The sequence below is a fragment of the Daejeonella sp. genome, assembly GCF_036405355.1.
Lineage (GTDB): Bacteria > Bacteroidota > Bacteroidia > Sphingobacteriales > Sphingobacteriaceae > Daejeonella.
Genome location: NZ_DASWXT010000060.1, coordinates 20283 through 39978, shown reverse-complemented (window position 1 = coordinate 39978; position 19696 = coordinate 20283). Strand labels below are relative to the sequence as shown.

Genomic DNA, 19696 nt, shown 5'->3' with positions numbered 1-19696 from the left:
TTCTACTCCTTAATATTAAATTTTATACATACTATAAACCAGTAGGGCCAGGATTCCGGCAACCATCATAAAGATGTAAAAGCCAACCATACCGGATTGAAGTAATCTGAAAGTTTTACTTGCTTCTACCGCTCCCTTTCCAAAGCCATTCACCAAGCCATCAATACCTGCTTTATCCACAGTTCTGAAAAAGAATCCGGACAATGTATTTAGCGGACGGGTAATAAGTGCGTCGTAGATCTCATCTATAAAAAACTTATTGTACGACAGGCGTGCTAATCCGCTGCGTCCAGTAATTTCATCTGCAGGAATATGAGCTTGTTTCACGTAACGATTATAAGCGTAAAGCATTGCAATGATGGCAGCCCCAACAGAAACAGCCATAAGAATGTATTCCGTAGTATGGTCTAAAGTCAGGTGACCCGATTTAGAAGCGGAAGCTTCAAAAACCGGAGCAAGGAATGCAGCCAGCCAATGACCGCCGCCGAATACCTCAGGAATTCCAATCAAGCCGCCCAGAGCAGAAAGAATTGCCAATAAGATCAAAGGAACCGTCATGGATGCAGGTGATTCATGTAAATGGTGTTCCTGCTCAGTAGTTCCCCTGAACTTTCCATTAAAGGTAAGGTACATCATCCGGAACATATAAAATGCGGTGAACATGGCACCAATAACAGCGATCAGCCAGAACATTTTGTTGTTTTCATAAACGTGCGCAAGTATCTCATCCTTCGAAAAGAATCCCGAAAAAGGAGGAAGTCCGGCAATTGCAATGGTTCCGATCATCATGGTAAGATAAGTAACCGGCAATTTCTTTTTTAGTCCGCCCATATTTCTCATATCCTGTTCATTGCTCATGGCATGAATGACGGATCCTGCACCAAGGAAAAGTAATGCTTTAAAAAACGCATGTGTGATTACATGAAAGAAAGCACCGGTATATGCTCCAACTCCCAATCCAAGGAACATATATCCCAACTGGGAGACGGTTGAATAAGCTAATACTTTTTTAATATCAGTCTGAGTTACAGCAATGGCTGCCGCAAGGAATAGTGTGGCAAGTCCGATAATAGCTACAACTCCGAGAGTTTCGGGAGCCAGTGTAAATAAAATATTAGAACGGGCGATCATGTAAATACCCGCTGTAACCATTGTCGCAGCATGAATCAGGGCTGATACAGGAGTAGGCCCCGCCATTGCATCAGGCAACCAGGTAAACAATGGAATTTGTGCAGACTTTCCAATAGCTCCAACAAATAATAAAGCCGTGATCAGGATCAAAACTGAATCTCCTGAGGCCATATTTGCCGCCTGAGGAAAAATACTGGCGAATTCTACACTATTGAAAGTAGTAAAGATCAGGAAAACAGCAATCAGAAAACCTAAATCACCGATGCGGTTCATCACAAAAGCCTTTTTTGCCGCACTTGCATAAGATGAGTTAGTGAACCAGAATCCAATAAGCAGATAGGAGCATAAACCTACGCCTTCCCATCCGATAAACATAACTACATAATTGGAACCAAGTACCAATAGCAGCATGAAAAATATGAACAGGTTCAGATAGGAAAAGAATTTGGCAAAGCCTGCATCATGGTGCATATACCCGGTTGAATATACATGGATCAGAAACCCTATTCCGGTAACGATTAGCAGCATTAAGGCGCTAAGGGGATCAACCAAAAAAGAAAAAGGAATTTTCACATTTCCTGCACTTATCCAATCGAAAATTGGAACAATGAAAGATTTTGTTTCTGCTGAATTCAGTTCAAAGAATATCCCCAAACTAACCGCAAAAGAGGCAAGTACAGTAAGGCAACCTATGAAACCTACAACAGCCTTAGGCAAAGTATTACGGCCTAACCCGTTGATGAGGAAACCTAAAAGTGGAAATAAAGGAACTAACCAGACTAAATTTATCATTACTATATGCTAATTATCATATTATACACCTTCTCATGCCTGTCGACTGAGCCTCAGTAAAGGATTACCACTTAAGTTTATTCAAAATATTAACATCCGTTGAATTGGTGTTTCGGTAAACCATCACAATGATGGCCAGACCGATTGCCACTTCAGCAGCCGCTAATGCCATTATAAAAAATACAAATACCTGCCCTGAGGGGTCATTATGATGAACCGAGAATGCAGTAAGTAAAAGATTCACAGCATTAAGCATCAATTCAATTGACATGAAAATCACGATTGCATTTCTGCGGATAAGCACGCCAATTACACCAATCGCAAAAATAATCGTGCTTAACAGGATATAGTGATTTAAAGGAACACCTTGAATTGCCTGAGTTACATTTTCCATGATCTATCCCTGTTTTATATCTTTTTTAGCTAATAGAACGGCTCCAACCATCGCAGAAAGTAAGAGAATAGATGATATCTCAAATGGTAAAAGGAATTTGCTGAATAATACCTTTCCGAGGTTTTTTACAAGGCCAAGATCCTGGGTTTGCAGAACCAGGGGATCGGAAGCATTTAATGCCTTTACCGAGCCAACCAATGTTATAACCAGACACATACCTGCAATGATGCCTACCATTTTAAGAAGGTTGGATTTCGAACCGATTGAACCCTCATTCAGGTTAAGCAGCATGAGGACAAAAAGGAAGAGTACCATTATCGCACCCATGTATACAATGAAGTTCACAATAGCAAGGAACTGTGCATTGAGCATGATGTAGTGCAGGGTAAATGTAAAAAATGTGACAATGAGATAAAGCACGCTATGCACCGGATTCTTCGAAAATATCACCAAAAGGGCGAAGAATATGGTTAAGAAAGCAACAAAATAAAAAAGAGATATACTCATTAATACAGTAATTTAATCTTTGCTCCGAATTTGGGCAAAGGTATAATTTCTACCGAAATAATTACAGGCTCCGGCTACCTCAATTTTAAAAATATTAGTCCTGCTGAAGCTTCATAGGCTCTTCAACCAGCTTGTCTTTACCATAGATGAAATCCTTTCTCAGGTAATCTGCAGGAACGATCGGGCCATCCAGATAGATTGCTTCTTTCGGACAAGCTTCTTCACACAATCCGCAGAAAATACAACGAAGCATATTGATCTCATAAACTGCAGCATACTTCTCTTCACGATATAAAGCTTCTTCACCCTTCTGACGCTCGGCAGCAATCATTGTAATTGCTTCCGCCGGACATGAAAGTGCACAAAGTCCACAGGCAGTACAACGCTCACGACCTTGTTCATCCCTCTTAAGAGAGTGCATACCTCTCCAGTTCTCAGAAAATTCGCGTTCAACCTCAGGATAAAAAATAGTTTCCTTCTTTTTGAACATATGTCTGAAAGTTATTCCCATCCCCTGAAAAATTGCCGGAAGGTATAATCGCTCCCAGAAATTCATTGGTTTCTGTTCTAAAACTTTTTTTCTGTTACTTAATGGTTCCATAGACCCTAAATCCTCCTAAAAGGGTTTTTATTTATAGTAAATCAGTCGTTTACAGACCGATTATAATTTATCAATAATAGTAATTACTATACCGGTAATTACTATGTTGGCTATTGCCAAAGGAATTAATATTTTCCAGCCAAGATTCATCAATTGGTCATACCTGAAACGCGGTACTGTCCACCTCACCCACATAAACAGGAAGATGAATGCAAATATCTTCAGCATCAGGACGGCCATTCCCAGCAGTGGTCCGATTACAGGACCGGTCATTTCATTAACCCAATCCATTCCCGGATAATTATAAGCCCCAAAATACAATGTTGACATTACTGCTGAAGCCAAAAACATATTCAGATATTCTGCGAACATGTATGCACCCATTTTGAAGCCTGAATATTCGGTATGGTAACCACCTACAAGTTCGGTCTCACATTCAGGTAAATCGAAGGGAGTACGATTGGTCTCAGCAAAAGAACAAATAAGGAAAATAATGAATCCCAGAGGCTGATAAAAAATATTCCAGTTAATACCATGCTGCTGCTCGGCTATTTCCTTCATACTCAAGGTATTGGTGGCCATAAGCAACGCAATAATAGATAGACCCATTGGAATTTCATAGCTGATACTTTGGGATGCAGCTCTTACAGCACCCATCAGGGAGAATTTATTATTTGAAGCCCATCCTCCAATCATAATTCCATAAACACCCAGTGAAACAACTCCGAAAATATAAAGCATTCCAACATTGATATCGGTAATCTGCAAACTAACCTGGCGTCCGGCTATCTCAATATCCTGACCCCATGGAATTACCGCACTTCCAAGAAATGATGTAAACAATGCAAGCGATGGCCCCAGAATAAAAAGTGCTTTACTTGAATCAGTAGGAATGATTTCTTCTTTGAAAAACATTTTGAGTCCATCAGCAAGCGGCTGAAACATTCCTCCGGGTCCGGCTCTGTTGGGCCCAACCCTATCCTGAAGGAAACCTGCGATCTTTCTTTCTGCAAGTGTAGAGTAGGCTGCAACTGTAAGGCTGATCAGGAATATGACCAGGATTAAAGCGAATTTCTCAATTATAAATGCTAGTTCCATCAGATCTTGGTTGCTCGTTCAAATTCTACTTTGTTTGCTTCAATTAAAACCGGATTCTCTTTAATCACGGGTAATGGAACAAATTCATAATGATTAGAGGATATTACTGAGGTATGCGCGATATGACGCGGCCCCTCAATGATCCAGCTGCTGGTATTTTTAGTTTCGAAACGGCATGTATTACAAATAAAATCCTCAACCTCACCATATTGATCTTTACGGCCTGTAACTCTTAAAACCTCATCTCCCTTATACCAAAGAGTTACTTTTCCTTTACAGGTAGGGCAATCGCGATGAGCATCCACAGGTTTTGTAAACCAAACCCGGTTCTTGAAACGGAATGTTTTATCAGTTAGTGCTCCTACCGGACAAACATCAATTACATTACCCGAAAAATCGTTATCAATGGCTTTTTCAATGTAAGTTGAAATTTCTGATGCATCACCCCGGCCTAAAATACCGTGCACGCGGTTATCAGTGATCTGATTTGCAACATAAACACATCTGTAGCATAAAATACAACGGGTCATATGTAACTGTATCTTATCACCGATATCGATCTTATCAAAAGTACGGCGCTCAAATTCATATCTCGTATTACCTACACCATGCTCAAAAGACAAATCTTGTAAATGACATTCTCCGGCCTGATCACAAATCGGACAATCGAGCGGATGATTGATCAGTAAAATCTCAACTACGCCCTTTCTTGCTTCAATCACTTCAGGAGAAGTGATATTCTGCACTTCCATTCCATCCATTACCCCGGTACGGCAGGATGCGACCAGCTTTGGCATCGGTCGGGGATCCTTTTCAGAACCCTTACTTACTTTAACCAGACAAGTCCGGCATTTTCCGCCACTACCTTCCAGTTTAGAATAATAGCACATAGCAGGAGGTACAATATCTCCCCCAATCTGACGCGCAGCATTGAGAATACTTGTACCCGGTTCTACTTCAACCGTGATCCCGTCTATTGTAACTTTAACTTTATCGCTCATTGTTTAAAATTCAAAACCTGTGCTTAATATCAAAGGGCTTTCCGTCCAAATTTTTGACTTTTCAATTTTGACTTGCCACTTCTTCTAATTTTGGCAAGGGGTCTGCATACTTTGCCAAACCATAATTCCGCTCCATTGCTTCCTTCGGATTGCTGACATGCCATTCAAATTCATCACGGAAATGGCGGATCGCACTGGCAACAGGCCAGGCAGCAGCATCTCCCAACGGACAAATTGTATTTCCTTCGATTTTTTTAGAAACATCTACCAAAAGATCGATATCACTCATTTTTCCATGACCATATTCCAGACGGTGAAGCACTTTCTCCATCCAGCCGGTTCCTTCACGGCATGGGGAACACTGTCCGCAACTCTCATGGTGATAGAAGCGCGAGAAATTCCAGGTATTTCTAACAATACACTGGTCTTCATCAAAAGCAATAAACCCACCAGAACCTAACATTGTTCCGCTTTGAAAGCCCCCATCAGAAAGAGATTCATAACTCATCAAGCGAGGCTGACCATTAACAGTATTGAGAATAAGATTAGCCGGAAGAATTGGTACCGAAGAACCTCCTGCAACAACAGCTTTCAATCTTTTTCCATTTGCGATACCGCCGCAATATTCATCAGAATAAATAAACTCTTCGACAGGTACACCTAATTCAATTTCATAAACACCCGGCTTTTTCAGATTACCAGAAGCAGAAATCAGCTTTGTTCCTGTACTTCTGCCATTACCAATCTTTGCATATTCCTCGCCACCATCATTAATAATAGGAACTACTGCGGCTATTGTTTCTACGTTATTTACTACTGTTGGACAAGCCCAAACACCTGAGATTGCAGGAAAAGGAGGTTTTATACGAGGGTTACCACGTTTGCCTTCGAGAGATTCGATCAGCGCAGTTTCTTCACCACAAATATAAGCTCCGCCACCGGGTTGAACATATAATTCAAGATCATAACCTGAGCTCAAAATATTTTTTCCAAGGAAACCGGCACTCTTTGCTTCAGCAATTGCGCGCTCCAGAATTCTGATCTGGGGCATCATTTCGCCCCGCACATAGATATAGGATGTTTTTGCCCCTAAAGCGAAACTGGCAACAATCATTCCTTCGATAAGAAGATGAGGGATATGAGTCATCAGGTAACGGTCTTTAAATGTTCCCGGTTCAGATTCGTCTGCATTACAAACCAAATAGCGCTCACGGCCTTCGGGTTTGGCCAAAAAACTCCACTTCATACCTGTGGGGAAGCCGGCACCACCACGTCCGCGTAGTCCGGAAGTTTTCACTTCTTCAACTACAGCATCAGGAGTCATGGTCTTTAAGGCCTTTTCTACTGAACGGTATCCTCCATTCTGACGATAAACATCGAAAGTATGAATTCCTGGTACATTAATATTCTCTAATAATAACTTGCGCGCCATGTTAAATCAAGATGAGAGATGGGAGATGGGAGATGGGAGACCCGGCCGTAAGAATATACTCAGTCTCATATCTCATTTCTCACACCTCATTTCTCATATCTTATTCTTTAATGTTTCAATCAATTTATCTACACTCTCTTCTGTTAAATGCTCATAAAAAGTGTATTCAGGGCCGATCTGTAAAACCGGAGCCATACCACAGGCCGCCAGACACTCTACCCCTCTCCAGCTGAACTTTCCATCTGCTGTCACTTCACCTTCTTTAACTCCCAAAGTTTTTTCAATGTGAGTCATGATCTTCTCGGCGCCAACCAGACAACATGGCCCGGTACGGCATACTTCCAGAACGTATTTGCCCTGTGGACGGAGAAAAAACATCGTATAAAAAGTGGCAACTTCATAAACCTCAATTGGTTTTATCTGAAGATAGGCTGCTACTTTATCCATTGCCTCCGGACTTACCCAGCCGTATTCTGCCTGAACCAAATGAAGCACAGGCAACAATGCTGACTTTTGTTTTCCTTGAGGATAACGTGTTACAATCTCATCAAACTGTTTAATCAGTTGTGATGAAAATTCAATTTCCTTATGTTCAGTTACACTAAGCATCTAATTCTCCTGCGATTACGTTCAAGCTACTCATATTGATAATGGCATCGGATAATAACATTCCGGCACTCATTGGAGCATACATCTGGTAGTTAATAAAACTTGGCCTTCTGAAGTGCAGACGGTAAGGAGAACGTCCTCCATCATTAACCAGGTAGAAACCAAGTTCGCCATTACCCCCCTCAACTGCATGATATACCTCAGTTTTGGGAGTATCAATCTCACCCATCACAATTTTGAAATGGTAGATCAAAGCTTCCATACTATTATAGACCTCTTCTTTTGGAGGCAGATAAAATTCAGGTACATCTGCATGAAAAATACCCTTTGGTTCTTTCTCAATCTTTTGTAATGCCTGCTCAATAATTCTCAGGCTCTGCCACATTTCCTCATTACGTACAATGTAACGATCGTAAACATCGCCACTTGTACCTACAGGGATCTCAAAATCAAAATCCTGATAAGAAGAATAAGGTTCATTTACCCTCACATCATAATCTACACCGGTTGCCCTTAAAATCGGACCGCTCCAGCTATAGTTGAGTGCGGTTTCAGGATCTACTGCAGCAACACCTGAGGTACGCTCAATAAAGATTCTGTTCCGGTTAAACAGGGTTTCAAATTCCTTCAGAATAGGTGGGAATTTGACAAGGAATTTTTTGATTTTGGCAAAGGCGATATCATTAAAATCCCGCTCAAATCCGCCGATACGGCCGATATTAGTGGTAAGCCTGGCACCACAAATCTCTTCGTATATTTCATAAATATGTTCTCTCTCTTCCATCAGGTAGAGAAAGCCTGAAAATGCGCCGGTATCTACCCCTAAAATTCCATTACATATTAAATGATCAGAAATACGGGCAAGCTCCATAACAATCACTCTAAGGTAATCAACCCGCTTGGGGGTTTCAATACCGAGCAATTTTTCAACTGTCATATGCCATCCCATGTTATTGATCGGTGAGGAACAATAATTTAAACGGTCAGTAAGCGGGGTGATCTGATAAAAGGGACGGTGTTCAGCAATTTTTTCAAATGCACGGTGAATGTAGCCGATGGTTGAAACACCACTAATAATGCGTTCTCCATCCATTTCCAGAACATTCTGAAAAACACCATGCGTCGCCGGATGGGTTGGACCGAGATTTAATATAAACGTTTCCTTCTGAGGGTCGTTATCTGTGAATATGGGGTGATTCGTCATCTTCCGAAGAAATAATCCTTTTTATCAACACGATTCGGGTCTTCCAGTGGATGTTCTTTACGCATCGGGAAAACCGTCATATCATCAACATTTAAAACTCTTACCAGATTCGGATGCCCATCGAATATGATTCCGAAAAAGTCGTAAGTTTCACGTTCCATCCAGTTAGCACCTTCCCAAAGCTTAGTGGCAGTTGGGATGTGAGGTGCATCTCCATCAATAAAAACTTTAATCCTGACCCTTATATTATTTGACAGGCTGTGCAAATGATATATTACACCAATTGAAAGCTTCTGTTCAGGATAATGTATACCGGTTATGTCAGTTAGATAATTAAATTTGAGCTCCTTATCTTCCTTTAGAAAACGAAGCACTTCGCTGATATTTTCAGCAGAAGTTTCAAAAGTTAAAAACCCATAAGGTTCTGAAGGAACAGAAATCCTGTCCCCAAACGCAGATGTTAAACTTTGTATAACTTGCTGATTATTGAGTTTGCCCATTACTGGATTCCGTATCTTTCTAATAATTCCTTATATTCTGGCGAGTCTCTCCTGCGAAGTGACTCATTTTTTACCAGTTCCTGTATTTTATTAAACCCATCGATTATTGCTTCCGGTCTTGGCGGGCAACCCGGAACGTAAACGTCAACCGGAATAATCTCATCAATCCCCTGCATCACCGAATAAGTATCAAATATTCCACCACTGCTGGCGCATGCACCTACTGCAATAACCCAGCGTGGTTCTGCCATCTGAAGATAAACCTGCTTCAATACTGGCCCCATTTTCTTGGCAATAGTTCCCATAACCATCAAAAGATCTGCCTGACGTGGTGAAAAGCTGGGCCTCTCTGATCCAAAACGGGCGAAATCGTAGTGCGATCCCATGGTTGCCATAAATTCAATTCCACAGCAGGAAGTTGCGAAAGGTAATGGCCATAACGAATGAGATCTGGCCAATCCAACTACCTTATCCATGGAGGTAGCAAAAAAACCTGATCCCTCAAGACCCGGAGGCGCTTCTACTAAATTTACTTCAGTCATAATTCTTCAAACGAAAAAGCCCAATTCAGACAAGTCTAAAATGAGCCCAAATTTAAGAAATTTAATGTTTTCAATTGTTTAAACCATTATTTAGAAACAGTCTAAACGCTACTCCCAATCCAATGCCTTCTTCTTCACTATATAAATAAACCCAAGCAAAAGTGTGCCCATAAATACAAACATTTCAAGCAAACCATTAACTCCAAAATCGCGGAAGTTAACAGCCCAGGGGTACATGAAAATAACTTCTATGTCAAAAAGAACGAAAAGAATTGCGACTAAAAAATACTTAATGGAAAAAGGTTGGCGCGCATTTCCAATTGACTCTATACCAGACTCAAAAGCAACCAGTTTATCTTTCGTTTTACGCTTAGGACCCGCCAAATGGGTAATAGTCATTGTCAGACCCACAAAGCCAAGAGCAACAAGCATTTGAAATATGATGGGGAGATAGTTTACGGCAGTACTTTGTGATTCCATTGTTCTTTTTTGCTGGGCAAATATAAAAAAAAAGAAGTCCCTAAACAATGTTCAGGGACTTCTCTCTAAATATTAATGAATTTTTTACTTACTTCCGTCTATTGCTTTCACTGCCTGTGTCGCAGTGACATTAGCAGGGTCTAAAGCAAGAACTTTATCAAAGTATTCCTTGGCTTTTACGTTGTCTCCATCCTTTCTGGCTGCAACAGAACCAAGGTAATTGTATGCCTCAATAAGACCTGCAGCACTCTTTGCAGCAAGTTCAGGCTTTTCAACTGTTACCAATTCTATATATTTTAAATAAAACGGCACCGCCAGACCCTGACTATCGTTTTCATCATCCAGCAAACGATTGATACGCCCTCTGTACTGCCAGCCAATCTGTGTGGTTGGAGAACGCTGAACCAGATAGCTAAATGCGCTGTCGGCTTTCACCAAAAGGTCCTTTTCAGGGCTCAAATTAGCATTTTTTAATGCCCCATAATGAAAGTAATATGATGAACCTAAGTAATAATAATCGAGAAGAGCTCTTTCAGGATTCAAAATAGATATTTCATATGCTTTTGCAGCATCTTCATATTTTTTTGCCTTGAATAACTCAAGTCCCACCTCACTCATAACAGCTGCATTAGTAGAATCCATCTCAACTGCCTTAGTTATATTTAACATACCTTCATCAAGCTTGGTGGTATCCTTCATCTGGGCCCTCCCCAGGTATAGATAATCCTGAGAGATCAAACGGCCAGGCTCAACCTTTGAAATGAAATCTTTAAGAGCCTGAGCACTAGATTCAAAATTTCCATTTTCAAAAGCAGAATAAGCCAGATATCTCAAAACCCTTGGATTTACTTTATCAAGCTTCGCCATTTCATTGGCTTCAGCCTCAAGCGCTTTAAAGTCTTTCGCCAGGAATAAAAAGTCTGCATGACGTAAACGGGATTCCAATGAACGATCCGTCAGATCCATATATTTCTCATAATATTGCAATGCCTGCTGAATACGACCAGCATACTCCTTTTGAGATGTCCAGGCCCAGCCAAAATAGGTCTCAGCCAATTCACGATAAGCTGGTCCGTATGTTGCATCAAGAGCAATTACACTGTTAAATTCTTCGATTGCTTCTGGATAGGCTTTAGACAACTTGTTGATTTTGCCTAATTCAACCTTAGATCTTAAAAAAGTTTTATCAAGCTCAAAAGCACTTCTGTATGCACTAAAGGCTTCGCCGTTCTTTTGTTGTTCGCGGTAAGCATCTCCCAAGACGAGAAATAGCTGGGCATCTTTATCATTCAGCAATTTTGCTTTCTCCAGATGAACCAAACCTTCCGCAATCATTGGCTTAGGAGCATGGACATATGCCCTTCCGATATACAAATCGGTTTCATGATCTTTTCTTTTAGTTTGCTCAATCGCCTTATCAAAATTTGCTTTTGGATTGCCATTATTTGCAAGATCCACCGCGCCTAAACCGACATAATTTAATGCATATTTCTCATCAGCTGCAATCCCTTTACTAAATGCTGCTTTCGCTGAATCAATATAGTCAGGTCGGACATAGATAGGGCTGGTTGTTAAATACAAATTACCCAAAAAGAAAAAGTTTTCAGCATTTGTAGGATCAGCACTGGTTAAGGTATTTAAAATAGCCTTTCCTTTCTGGTATTGTTCCGCATCAATTGCCTTACGGGCATCAGCTAAACTCTGAGCAAAAACTGCTGAACCAACTAATATCAACCCCAAGGTTATTTTTACTGCCTTGTTCATCATGTTACAATTTTAATTTAGTTTACAATATTTATCTCCCGTGAAGGAATGCTATCCGGCAAAAGTCCGGATTTAAGTACAACCCTTTGTCCACGTTCACCTGCAATGAATGATGCAAAACCTGTGCCTAAACCTGCACCACCTTCACAGTTAATTATGTACAATGACCTTGTTAAAGGATATAATCCCAATGCAATGTCATTTTGAGTAGGTTTATAGAAGGCATCAGATCCTGCCTGCCCATCTAAATTCTTTACTCCCAATATTTTCAAACCTTCAACAATCTTCTCGAGATCAGTTGGAGGCTGTACCATCCAGTTGACACCTACTACTCCAATTGATCCGGGGTTCTCATGAACATACCTGATTACCTCAGCATTGGATTTAAGCGCATAAACACCTTCCACCGGAAGTTCTTTAACGCCTGCTAATTCCTTAAAGTATCTCACTGTACTCGAATTTGCATTATCAAACACCAAACTCTGAATTGCTGAATCTGTGCCTTTCAAAACTTTGATGATATCCTCAACAAGAACAGTAGAATCTTTTGAAGGATTCTTTGTAATTAGTGCTATACCGTCTATCGCAAAGCGATTAATACGAATCTTTATATTTCGTCCCTCAAAATGTTTAGTCTCTTCAGGAGTCAAAAGCCGGGATAAAACTGCTACCTGAATACTATCGCTTAAAAACAAATTTAATAATTCATTTTCAGATTTCATTACCAGATCCAGCTTAGCATCTGCATAGGTGCTTTCAAACAAATACTCCTGATCCTCAATGATTGGTGCAAACGACTCATCAACCAAAATTTGCTCATAACCACTTGTATATGATTGCTGAACTGAAGCGGTATTATTCTGACATGAAAAAAGAACGCACAGAAAACCTGCCGTAAAAATATACCTGATTCTTTTCATACTAACCATTAAGAGCGCAGTAATCGCACAAACCTGATAAAAGAATAAATAATCAGAAGTAATGCAAAAGCTATTCTGTAACCGAAATCAAGATTAATTGGAAAATCTTTCCAGAAGATAATCGCGACCCCCAGTGCAAAGTAAAGAGCGAACATCCCGAGCCCTAAAATAAACAGAAATCGCTTTGCGGGCGATTTCTGTATTTTCTTTTCTTCTTTAGAGAAAGACATAGACAATTATTGTCCTGCCAACTGGAAGAAGATAGGCATAGTGTAAGCAACACGAACCGGACGACCATTTTGTATACCTGGCTTCCAAGCCGGTGCATTTTTCAATACCCTTATAGCTTCTTCATCACATCCGCCACCGATACCTCTTAATACTTTGATATCTGTTAACTGACCATTTTTCTCAACCACAAAGCTCATAATTACACGGCCAGTTATGTTGTTTTCACGCGCCATTGGAGGATATTTCAGATTTTTCTGAAGATATTTTCCCCATCCGGCCATACCACCTTGAAATTCAGGAAGTACTTCTACGCTTGCAAAATCCCTAATACTGTTATCCTCGATGACAGCAACTTCTTTAGGTGCTTCACCTACTGGCTCATCAATCACGATATCTGCATTCGGATCACCTTCAATTGTTTTCTGACCAGGATCAGCAACCTTCAGTTCTTCAACCGTTGGAGGTTCCTCATCCCTTACCTGCTCCGCAGGAACAACTACAGGGGGTGGGAATTTAACCTGATCAATTTTAGGTTTAGGCGGCTCCGGTGGAGGCGGAGGCAATTCTTCCTTGTTAATTGGAGGTGGAGGTGCCAAAACTACTTCAGTAATCTTGACTTTCTCTTCTTCCGGCAGTATTCCGGAGATATACCTGATAATCAATGGCAATGAAACCAATGTTATAAATAGCAGAGAGCCAATAATCACTGCTCGGCTTGTCGTCTTGGAATTACCTTTCCTTAACTCATAAGCTCCATAGCTTTTATTTCTCCCGGCAAATACAACATCCAGCCATTGCGGGTTGAATAAATCTATTTTAGACCCTAACATATTTAATTCTTTAAAGGGTTAATATTTATTAAAAAACTATTTGTAGATACCATCGCGCTTCAATAATTCAATATCAGGATCAGAGATTTCAACGATCGCATATCTATCGATATTTGAAACTTTCATCTCATCAAGGATGTCTACAAAATTTCTATAATTTGACTGATCACTCGGTTTAATTAATACGATCAATCCTTTACTTGGATCCCCAGTTGCTGCTATAACCTTTTTAGCATTCTCAACCAGGGCCTTTCTGATTCCATTTCTTCCATAGTTATCAACCTGGGGAGGAGTCAGAGGTTTATCAACAAGTCCCATATACCATTCCAGACGATTGTTTGCACCAAGAAGTATGGTCATTGTTCTGTTATCAGCGATCGTTAATTCCTGCTGATCTTGTTTTTCCTTATCAGGCATGGCTAAATCCATTGCCTGAGGTTTAGCCAGTGTAGTGGTAAGCATAAAGAAAGTGATCAAAAGGAAAGCCAAATCCACCATTGCGGTTAAATCCACACGTGTTGATTGCTTTTTACTTCTAACTTTACCACCTTTACTCTTACCCCCGCCGGAGGTGTCTAATTCTGCCATCGTGTTTTATATTAATGATACGATTATTCCTCGCCTGTCCTCAATGAGGTGATCAGACTAAATTTGTTTATATTCTGATCCTGAAGGATTCCCAATATTTTCTTAATTGAAGGGTATTCTTCTTTTGAATCACCTTTAATACTGACACGCATATCAACATTGTTAAGCTCTTTGGTAGCATAACGGGCCGATAATAACCAGTCATGTAATTCAGATGGGCGCAGACCTACTGAATCTGTAGGGATTCCAGGCTGCAATCCAGGTTTATTCCGGTCGTCACCTTTCATCATAATAATCTGTTTCAGATTACCAATCGGAACCCCAAAACTTTCCATTACTGCAAAACGAGTCTTTTCTTCCTCTGTAAACTGGATCTGATACTTTTCGCCCATCAATTCAAGAGTCCGCTTGCGGATAGGTTGACCTGGTACTCCAAAAAATACTTTACCTTTCTGACCAATAGTCAGCGTTGCTATATCCAAATCAGGCAATTTAAACTTTACTGTCGATGCAGGAGTATCGACAGGAAGCGGTTCAGGCTGGCGCGCTGTTGCTGTTAAGATAAAGAAGGTAAGCAACAAAAACGCCACATCACACATTGCTGTCATGTCGATAGCTGTACTCTTTCTGGCAACTTTAATTCTAGGCATTGCTTATTTTTTAATTATTAACTATTTACTATAGAGATGAAAATATTCCGGGTTTTCCATAAAACCCGGAATAAATTTTCAATAACTATTATTTATGAGTACTTGCATATGTTTGAACGATAGAGAAACCTGCCTCATCGATAGCATATGTCAGTTTATCAATTTTAGAAGTAAATAGGTTGTACATAATAATTGCCAAAGCAGAAGTAGCAATACCAGTTGCAGTATTGATCAAGGCTTCAGAAATACCATTTGCAAGAGCTGCCTGATCCGGAGAACCTGCAGTTGACAATGCCGCGAAGGCCTTAATCATACCTGTTACCGTACCCAATAGTCCCATCAAAGTTCCGATTGATACCAGAGTTGCTATAACTGTCAGGTTTTGCTCCAGCATAGGCATCTCTAAAGCAGTTGCTTCTTCAATATCTTTCTGGATTGCAAGACATTTCTGCTCAGTATCCATCTTAGGTTCAACTTCCATTTCTTTGTATTTCTTCAATCCCGATTTGATAACATTCGCAACAGAACCTGCTTGTTTATCACATTCTGAAATAGCTGAATCAATATTACCGGCACCGATGAATCCCTGAATCTTTTTTACAAACTGGTCAACATTTCCTTTACCAGTTGCTTTTCCGATAACAAAGAAACGCTCGAATGAAAATACGATCACCATAAGGAATAAACCCATCAGTACTGGTACAACATATCCTCCTTTATAAACCATCCCGAAGTAGTTACCTGGTAGTGGGTGTCCGTTCTCAGGATCTCCACCTTCAAAATTAGAAGGATCTCCCATTACGAATTTCCATAACAGTACTCCGACAAGAATACACATCACAATAGATAGACTTGCAAAAATGCTTGAACCAGAGCTCTCTTTCTTAGCTGTTGTTGGTTTTGGTGCGTTCGCCATTTTTTTAAAATTTAGTTTTAGTTGTTGATTAGATAATATAAGTTAATTGATTTTTTGTTTGGTGTTTTTATGTTAATGTTAATTTTCTATCATTTTTAAAAATATCATTTACTTGTCTCCCAATTAATCGGGATAACAAAAATATAATTTTCGAGTTAATAAAAAATTTTTTGTGAATTTATTAATCCTATTTATTCAATCCTGTCAAAGCCATCCCTAGAATGTGGCAAGAAACGTGCCGTTCTAAAAAATGATTATCATCAAAACCCGATAATCATTTTACAATGAAAACTATTTTTTATTGCAATTGCAAATTTGCTGAAGGATTTTAAATGCTAAACATTTAAAAATACTTTAGGATTAGCACTAATTATCTCATTATCAGCGTATTCCTCATATTGTTTAAAATTTGATACAAATGCCTGTGCCAAAATTAAAGCTTTCTGATCATAGGCTTGTTTATCATTCCAGGTATTACGCGGGTTTAAAACTTCTGAAGGGACACCGGGGCAGGACAAGGGCATGGCCAAATCAAAGACCGGATGTTGTTCATATTGAACTAAATTCAAATCGTTATTTAAGGCAGCGCTGATCATTGCTCTGGTATATGAAAGCTTCATTCTTGTACCAATTCCATATGCCCCACCGGTCCATCCGGTATTAATTAGCCATACATTTACATCTCCTTCAACTATTTTCTTTCCCATAAGCGCTGCATACTTAGCCGGATGAAGGGGTAAAAAGGCCTTTCCAAAGCAAGCTGAAAAGGTCAACTGGGGTTCAGCAACATCAGCTTCTGTACCGGCGACTTTGGCTGTATAACCCGAGATAAAATGGTACATAGCCTGCGATCTGCTTAATCGGGATATCGGAGGCAGCACTCCAAATGCATCAGCCGTCAAAAAAAAGATATTCCTGGGCCCGGATGCTATTGAAGGGATAAGGGCATTATCAATATAATCAATGGGATAAGCTACCCTTGTGTTTTCTGTTTTATGTGTGTTGCTAAAATCAACCTTCCTTGTATTCTCAAAAAAAATAATATTCTCCAATAATGCCCCAAACTTTACAGCATTGAAAATCTGGGGTTCCTTTTCCTGGCTTAAATCTACACATTTGGCATAGCAACCACCTTCAAAGTTAAATACTGTCTCCTTATCCCAACCATGCTCATCATCACCAATAAGTGCCCTGTCAGGATCTGCAGAAAGAGTTGTTTTGCCGGTACCTGAGAGACCAAAAAACAGAGCAGTGTCACCTTTCTTGCCCATATTGGCAGAACAATGCATTGAAAGAACCTGGTGCTGCAGAGGTAAGATGAAATTCAAAACAGAGAATATTCCTTTCTTTATCTCTCCTGTATAACCGGTTCCACCGATCAAAATGATCTTGCTTGAAAAATTTATGATCGAGAAATTATGCTGTCTGGTTCCGTCTCTTACAGGTTCGGCCAAAAATCCGGGCGCAGTAATAATAGTCCATTCAGGCTGAGAAGCAGGATTTACCTGCTCTGCTCTAAGGAATAAATTATTTGCAAATAGATTTTGATAGGCAGTTTCAGAAACTATTCTGATATCCATTCTGTACTGTTCGGCAGCACATGCATAACAATCACGAACATAAATATCTTTATCAGACAAGTAGTTACTCACCCTGGTATACAGGGAATTGAAATTACCAGGACTCATCGGGATATTAATATCTCCCCACCACACTGTATCTGAGGTAATATCGTCGTAAACAATGAAACGATCTTTAGGAGACCTGCCGGTAAACTCACCGGTATCTGCCGCAAAAGCCCCGCTTTCAGCAAGTTTACCCTCTCCGTTCAGGATAGCCTGTTCAATTAGAGCTGCCGGGGATAATTGATAATAAACTGATTTTTCCTGCTTAAGTTTCAGGTATGCAAGATCTAACCTTTCGGCCGAAATTTTATTGGTATCCATATCCTTTTATAACAAGATTTTTACGAAGGTACGGAGTAAAATTTTCATCATTACAATAAAACTGTCTCAAAATCAGCTAATTGTAACTTTAACACTAAGGCATAAAGCCCTTAATTTCAATACTATAAAGGCTCCAATCAGCCCCCGGATTTTTTAGCTTTATAACCCTCAGTCAAAAGTAAAGCCAAAACCTTTTCACGAAAATCTCCCTGAATAATAACTTCACCATCCTTTGCAGATCCGCCAACCCCGCATTTCTGTTTAAGCTTTTTACCAAGCTGCTCGAGATCTGCTTGCTTTCCAACAAAACCCGTAACCAGTGTAACCGCTTTACCACCGCGTTGTTTCCTGTCGAGTTGCACTCTCAAATCCTGGAGCCGGGGTTCGGGAGTTTCAAGGATTTCAGGATCATCGGAAATATAACCAAAATCAGGCTCAGTAGAATATACAACCCCCTGAAGACCTTTATTCTTTTTAGACATAATTAATTAAGGATATTTAAAGAACCTGGGTTAACTCCAATACTCAGTACTGTCCCCATATTAAAGGGATCTCCATCCAGATGAACAGCCGCATCACACTCTCTCTTAATAGTGATATTACTGCCCTGAATTATCTTCAGGTAATTTGATTTATGAGAATTCCTTCTGAACATTCTAAGTGCTATTGCAGGAAATTTATATAACGGGAATGGTCTTAGGATACAAATATCCAACAAACCATCATTCAAGGATGCAAAAGGAGAGATGTGCGCGTTGTTCCCATACTGAGATGAGTTTGCAACACTAATCATAAAGGCCTTGTGCTCATATTCTTTTCCATCTATTTTAAGATGATAATTCTGTGAACGATAATTGGAAACTTCTGAGAAAGCTATTTTAACATAGCTACTAAGGCCGCGCTTAACATTTTCAGCAAAACGAGCACTGATTTGTGCATCAAAACCGATACCAGCCATATTAAAGAATTTTCTGCCGTTAAAAGTACCGGAATCAATTTTACTTACATGAAGCTTATTTATTCTTTTTATAGCCTGAACATCACCAAGAGGAATACCTAAAGATCTGGCCAAGCCATTCCCTGATCCGAACGGTATAATACCCATTAACTTGTCAGTTCCCTCAACTTCAGTTGCTACCTCATTTATGGTCCCATCACCTCCAACTGCAACCAGTATATCTACCCCATTTCTGATCGCTTCAGCTGCAAGCAGAGATCCATGACCATGATATTCTGTAAAGACACATTCATAATCAAATTTGCTCTTATCCAGATATTTATCAATCTTTTCAGGGAAATTATATTTGGCTTTTCCACCTGAAATCGGATTGATAACGAATAAAATTTTTCTTTTCAATTAAATTTAGATTTTAACTCCAAAAATACTCTTAAATTTTCTAGAACATAATATTTATCCTACTTTTGCCTTGCAAAAAAGTGGATCGATTTGCGTTGATTGCAACCACGTAAAAAAAAGTGCTAAAACATTCTGCTGGTTTTTACATCGATCAAAACACTCCATCTGCTTTCTGCATTTTACGAAATCTCTTATTTTTAAAT

The 19696-nt window shown here is 39.8% G+C and carries 21 protein-coding genes; all 21 read right to left on the bottom strand.

Annotated features, from left to right (window positions below; all coding sequences use genetic code 11):
• Positions 1-15: 15 nt before the first annotated feature.
• Complete coding sequence (nuoL, locus tag VGE44_RS07750; RefSeq protein WP_331077633.1) at positions 16-1923, bottom strand: NADH-quinone oxidoreductase subunit L; 1908 nt, start codon at positions 1921-1923, stop codon at positions 16-18.
• Between the two features lie 64 nt (positions 1924-1987).
• Entirely contained in the window at positions 1988-2317 is a 330-nt protein-coding gene (nuoK, locus tag VGE44_RS07745) for an NADH-quinone oxidoreductase subunit NuoK (RefSeq protein WP_305365082.1), read from the bottom strand.
• A gap of 3 nt (positions 2318-2320) precedes the next feature.
• Positions 2321-2824: an NADH-quinone oxidoreductase subunit J gene (locus tag VGE44_RS07740; RefSeq protein WP_331077629.1), complete on the bottom strand. Its 504-nt coding sequence runs from the start codon at positions 2822-2824 to the stop codon at positions 2321-2323.
• Positions 2825-2918: 94 nt separating this feature from the next.
• Positions 2919-3425 (bottom strand): NADH-quinone oxidoreductase subunit I, encoded by a 507-nt coding sequence (locus tag VGE44_RS07735; protein WP_331077627.1) that lies wholly within the window; start codon positions 3423-3425, stop codon positions 2919-2921.
• Between the two features lie 60 nt (positions 3426-3485).
• Positions 3486-4523 (bottom strand): NADH-quinone oxidoreductase subunit NuoH, encoded by a 1038-nt coding sequence (gene nuoH, locus VGE44_RS07730; RefSeq protein WP_331077625.1) that lies wholly within the window; start codon positions 4521-4523, stop codon positions 3486-3488.
• The gene (locus tag VGE44_RS07725) at positions 4523-5524 is read right to left on the bottom strand and encodes a 2Fe-2S iron-sulfur cluster-binding protein (RefSeq protein ID WP_331077623.1); all 1002 of its coding nucleotides are present in this window, start codon (positions 5522-5524) and stop codon (positions 4523-4525) included. The genes nuoH and VGE44_RS07725 overlap by 1 nt, the downstream gene beginning before the upstream one ends.
• A 61-nt stretch (positions 5525-5585) precedes the next feature.
• Positions 5586-6956: an NADH-quinone oxidoreductase subunit NuoF gene (gene nuoF / locus VGE44_RS07720; protein ID WP_331077621.1), complete on the bottom strand. Its 1371-nt coding sequence runs from the start codon at positions 6954-6956 to the stop codon at positions 5586-5588.
• A gap of 93 nt (positions 6957-7049) precedes the next feature.
• Positions 7050-7565, bottom strand: coding sequence for an NAD(P)H-dependent oxidoreductase subunit E (locus VGE44_RS07715; protein WP_331077619.1), 516 nt, complete (start codon positions 7563-7565; stop codon positions 7050-7052).
• Positions 7558-8769, bottom strand: coding sequence for an NADH-quinone oxidoreductase subunit D (locus tag VGE44_RS07710; protein ID WP_331077617.1), 1212 nt, complete (start codon positions 8767-8769; stop codon positions 7558-7560). Before VGE44_RS07710 ends, VGE44_RS07715 begins: the two co-directional genes overlap by 8 nt.
• Positions 8766-9269 carry an NADH-quinone oxidoreductase subunit C gene (locus VGE44_RS07705; RefSeq protein ID WP_331077615.1) on the bottom strand — a complete coding sequence of 168 codons (504 nt, stop codon included), beginning with the start codon at positions 9267-9269 and terminating at the stop codon, positions 8766-8768. Before VGE44_RS07705 ends, VGE44_RS07710 begins: the two co-directional genes overlap by 4 nt.
• Positions 9269-9811: an NADH-quinone oxidoreductase subunit B gene (locus tag VGE44_RS07700; protein WP_305365073.1), complete on the bottom strand. Its 543-nt coding sequence runs from the start codon at positions 9809-9811 to the stop codon at positions 9269-9271. Before VGE44_RS07700 ends, VGE44_RS07705 begins: the two co-directional genes overlap by 1 nt.
• Positions 9812-9919: 108 nt before the next feature.
• Positions 9920-10291 (bottom strand): NADH-quinone oxidoreductase subunit A, encoded by a 372-nt coding sequence (locus VGE44_RS07695; RefSeq protein WP_331077611.1) that lies wholly within the window; start codon positions 10289-10291, stop codon positions 9920-9922.
• Positions 10292-10375: 84 nt separating this feature from the next.
• Positions 10376-12058, bottom strand: coding sequence for a hypothetical protein (locus VGE44_RS07690; RefSeq protein WP_331077609.1), 1683 nt, complete (start codon positions 12056-12058; stop codon positions 10376-10378).
• Between the two features lie 14 nt (positions 12059-12072).
• Entirely contained in the window at positions 12073-12975 is a 903-nt protein-coding gene (locus VGE44_RS07685; protein ID WP_331077607.1) for a substrate-binding domain-containing protein, read from the bottom strand.
• Positions 12976-13211: 236 nt separating this feature from the next.
• Positions 13212-14036 carry an energy transducer TonB gene (locus tag VGE44_RS07680; RefSeq protein WP_324487858.1) on the bottom strand — a complete coding sequence of 275 codons (825 nt, stop codon included), beginning with the start codon at positions 14034-14036 and terminating at the stop codon, positions 13212-13214.
• 36 nt (positions 14037-14072) lie between these two features.
• On the bottom strand, positions 14073-14624 hold the full coding sequence (locus VGE44_RS07675; protein WP_331077602.1) for a biopolymer transporter ExbD: 552 nt from the start codon (positions 14622-14624) through the stop codon (positions 14073-14075).
• A gap of 23 nt (positions 14625-14647) precedes the next feature.
• Entirely contained in the window at positions 14648-15274 is a 627-nt protein-coding gene (locus VGE44_RS07670; protein ID WP_331077600.1) for a biopolymer transporter ExbD, read from the bottom strand.
• Positions 15275-15362: 88 nt separating this feature from the next.
• On the bottom strand, positions 15363-16190 hold the full coding sequence (locus tag VGE44_RS07665) for a MotA/TolQ/ExbB proton channel family protein (protein WP_331077598.1): 828 nt from the start codon (positions 16188-16190) through the stop codon (positions 15363-15365).
• 335 nt (positions 16191-16525) lie between these two features.
• On the bottom strand, positions 16526-18136 hold the full coding sequence (pckA, locus tag VGE44_RS07660; RefSeq protein ID WP_331077596.1) for a phosphoenolpyruvate carboxykinase (ATP): 1611 nt from the start codon (positions 18134-18136) through the stop codon (positions 16526-16528).
• Between the two features lie 137 nt (positions 18137-18273).
• On the bottom strand, positions 18274-18618 hold the full coding sequence (locus VGE44_RS07655; protein WP_331077594.1) for a translation initiation factor: 345 nt from the start codon (positions 18616-18618) through the stop codon (positions 18274-18276).
• 2 nt (positions 18619-18620) lie between these two features.
• Positions 18621-19493, bottom strand: a complete 873-nt coding sequence (locus VGE44_RS07650) for a diacylglycerol kinase family protein (protein WP_331077592.1) — start codon at positions 19491-19493, stop codon at positions 18621-18623.
• Positions 19494-19696 lie beyond the last annotated feature (203 nt).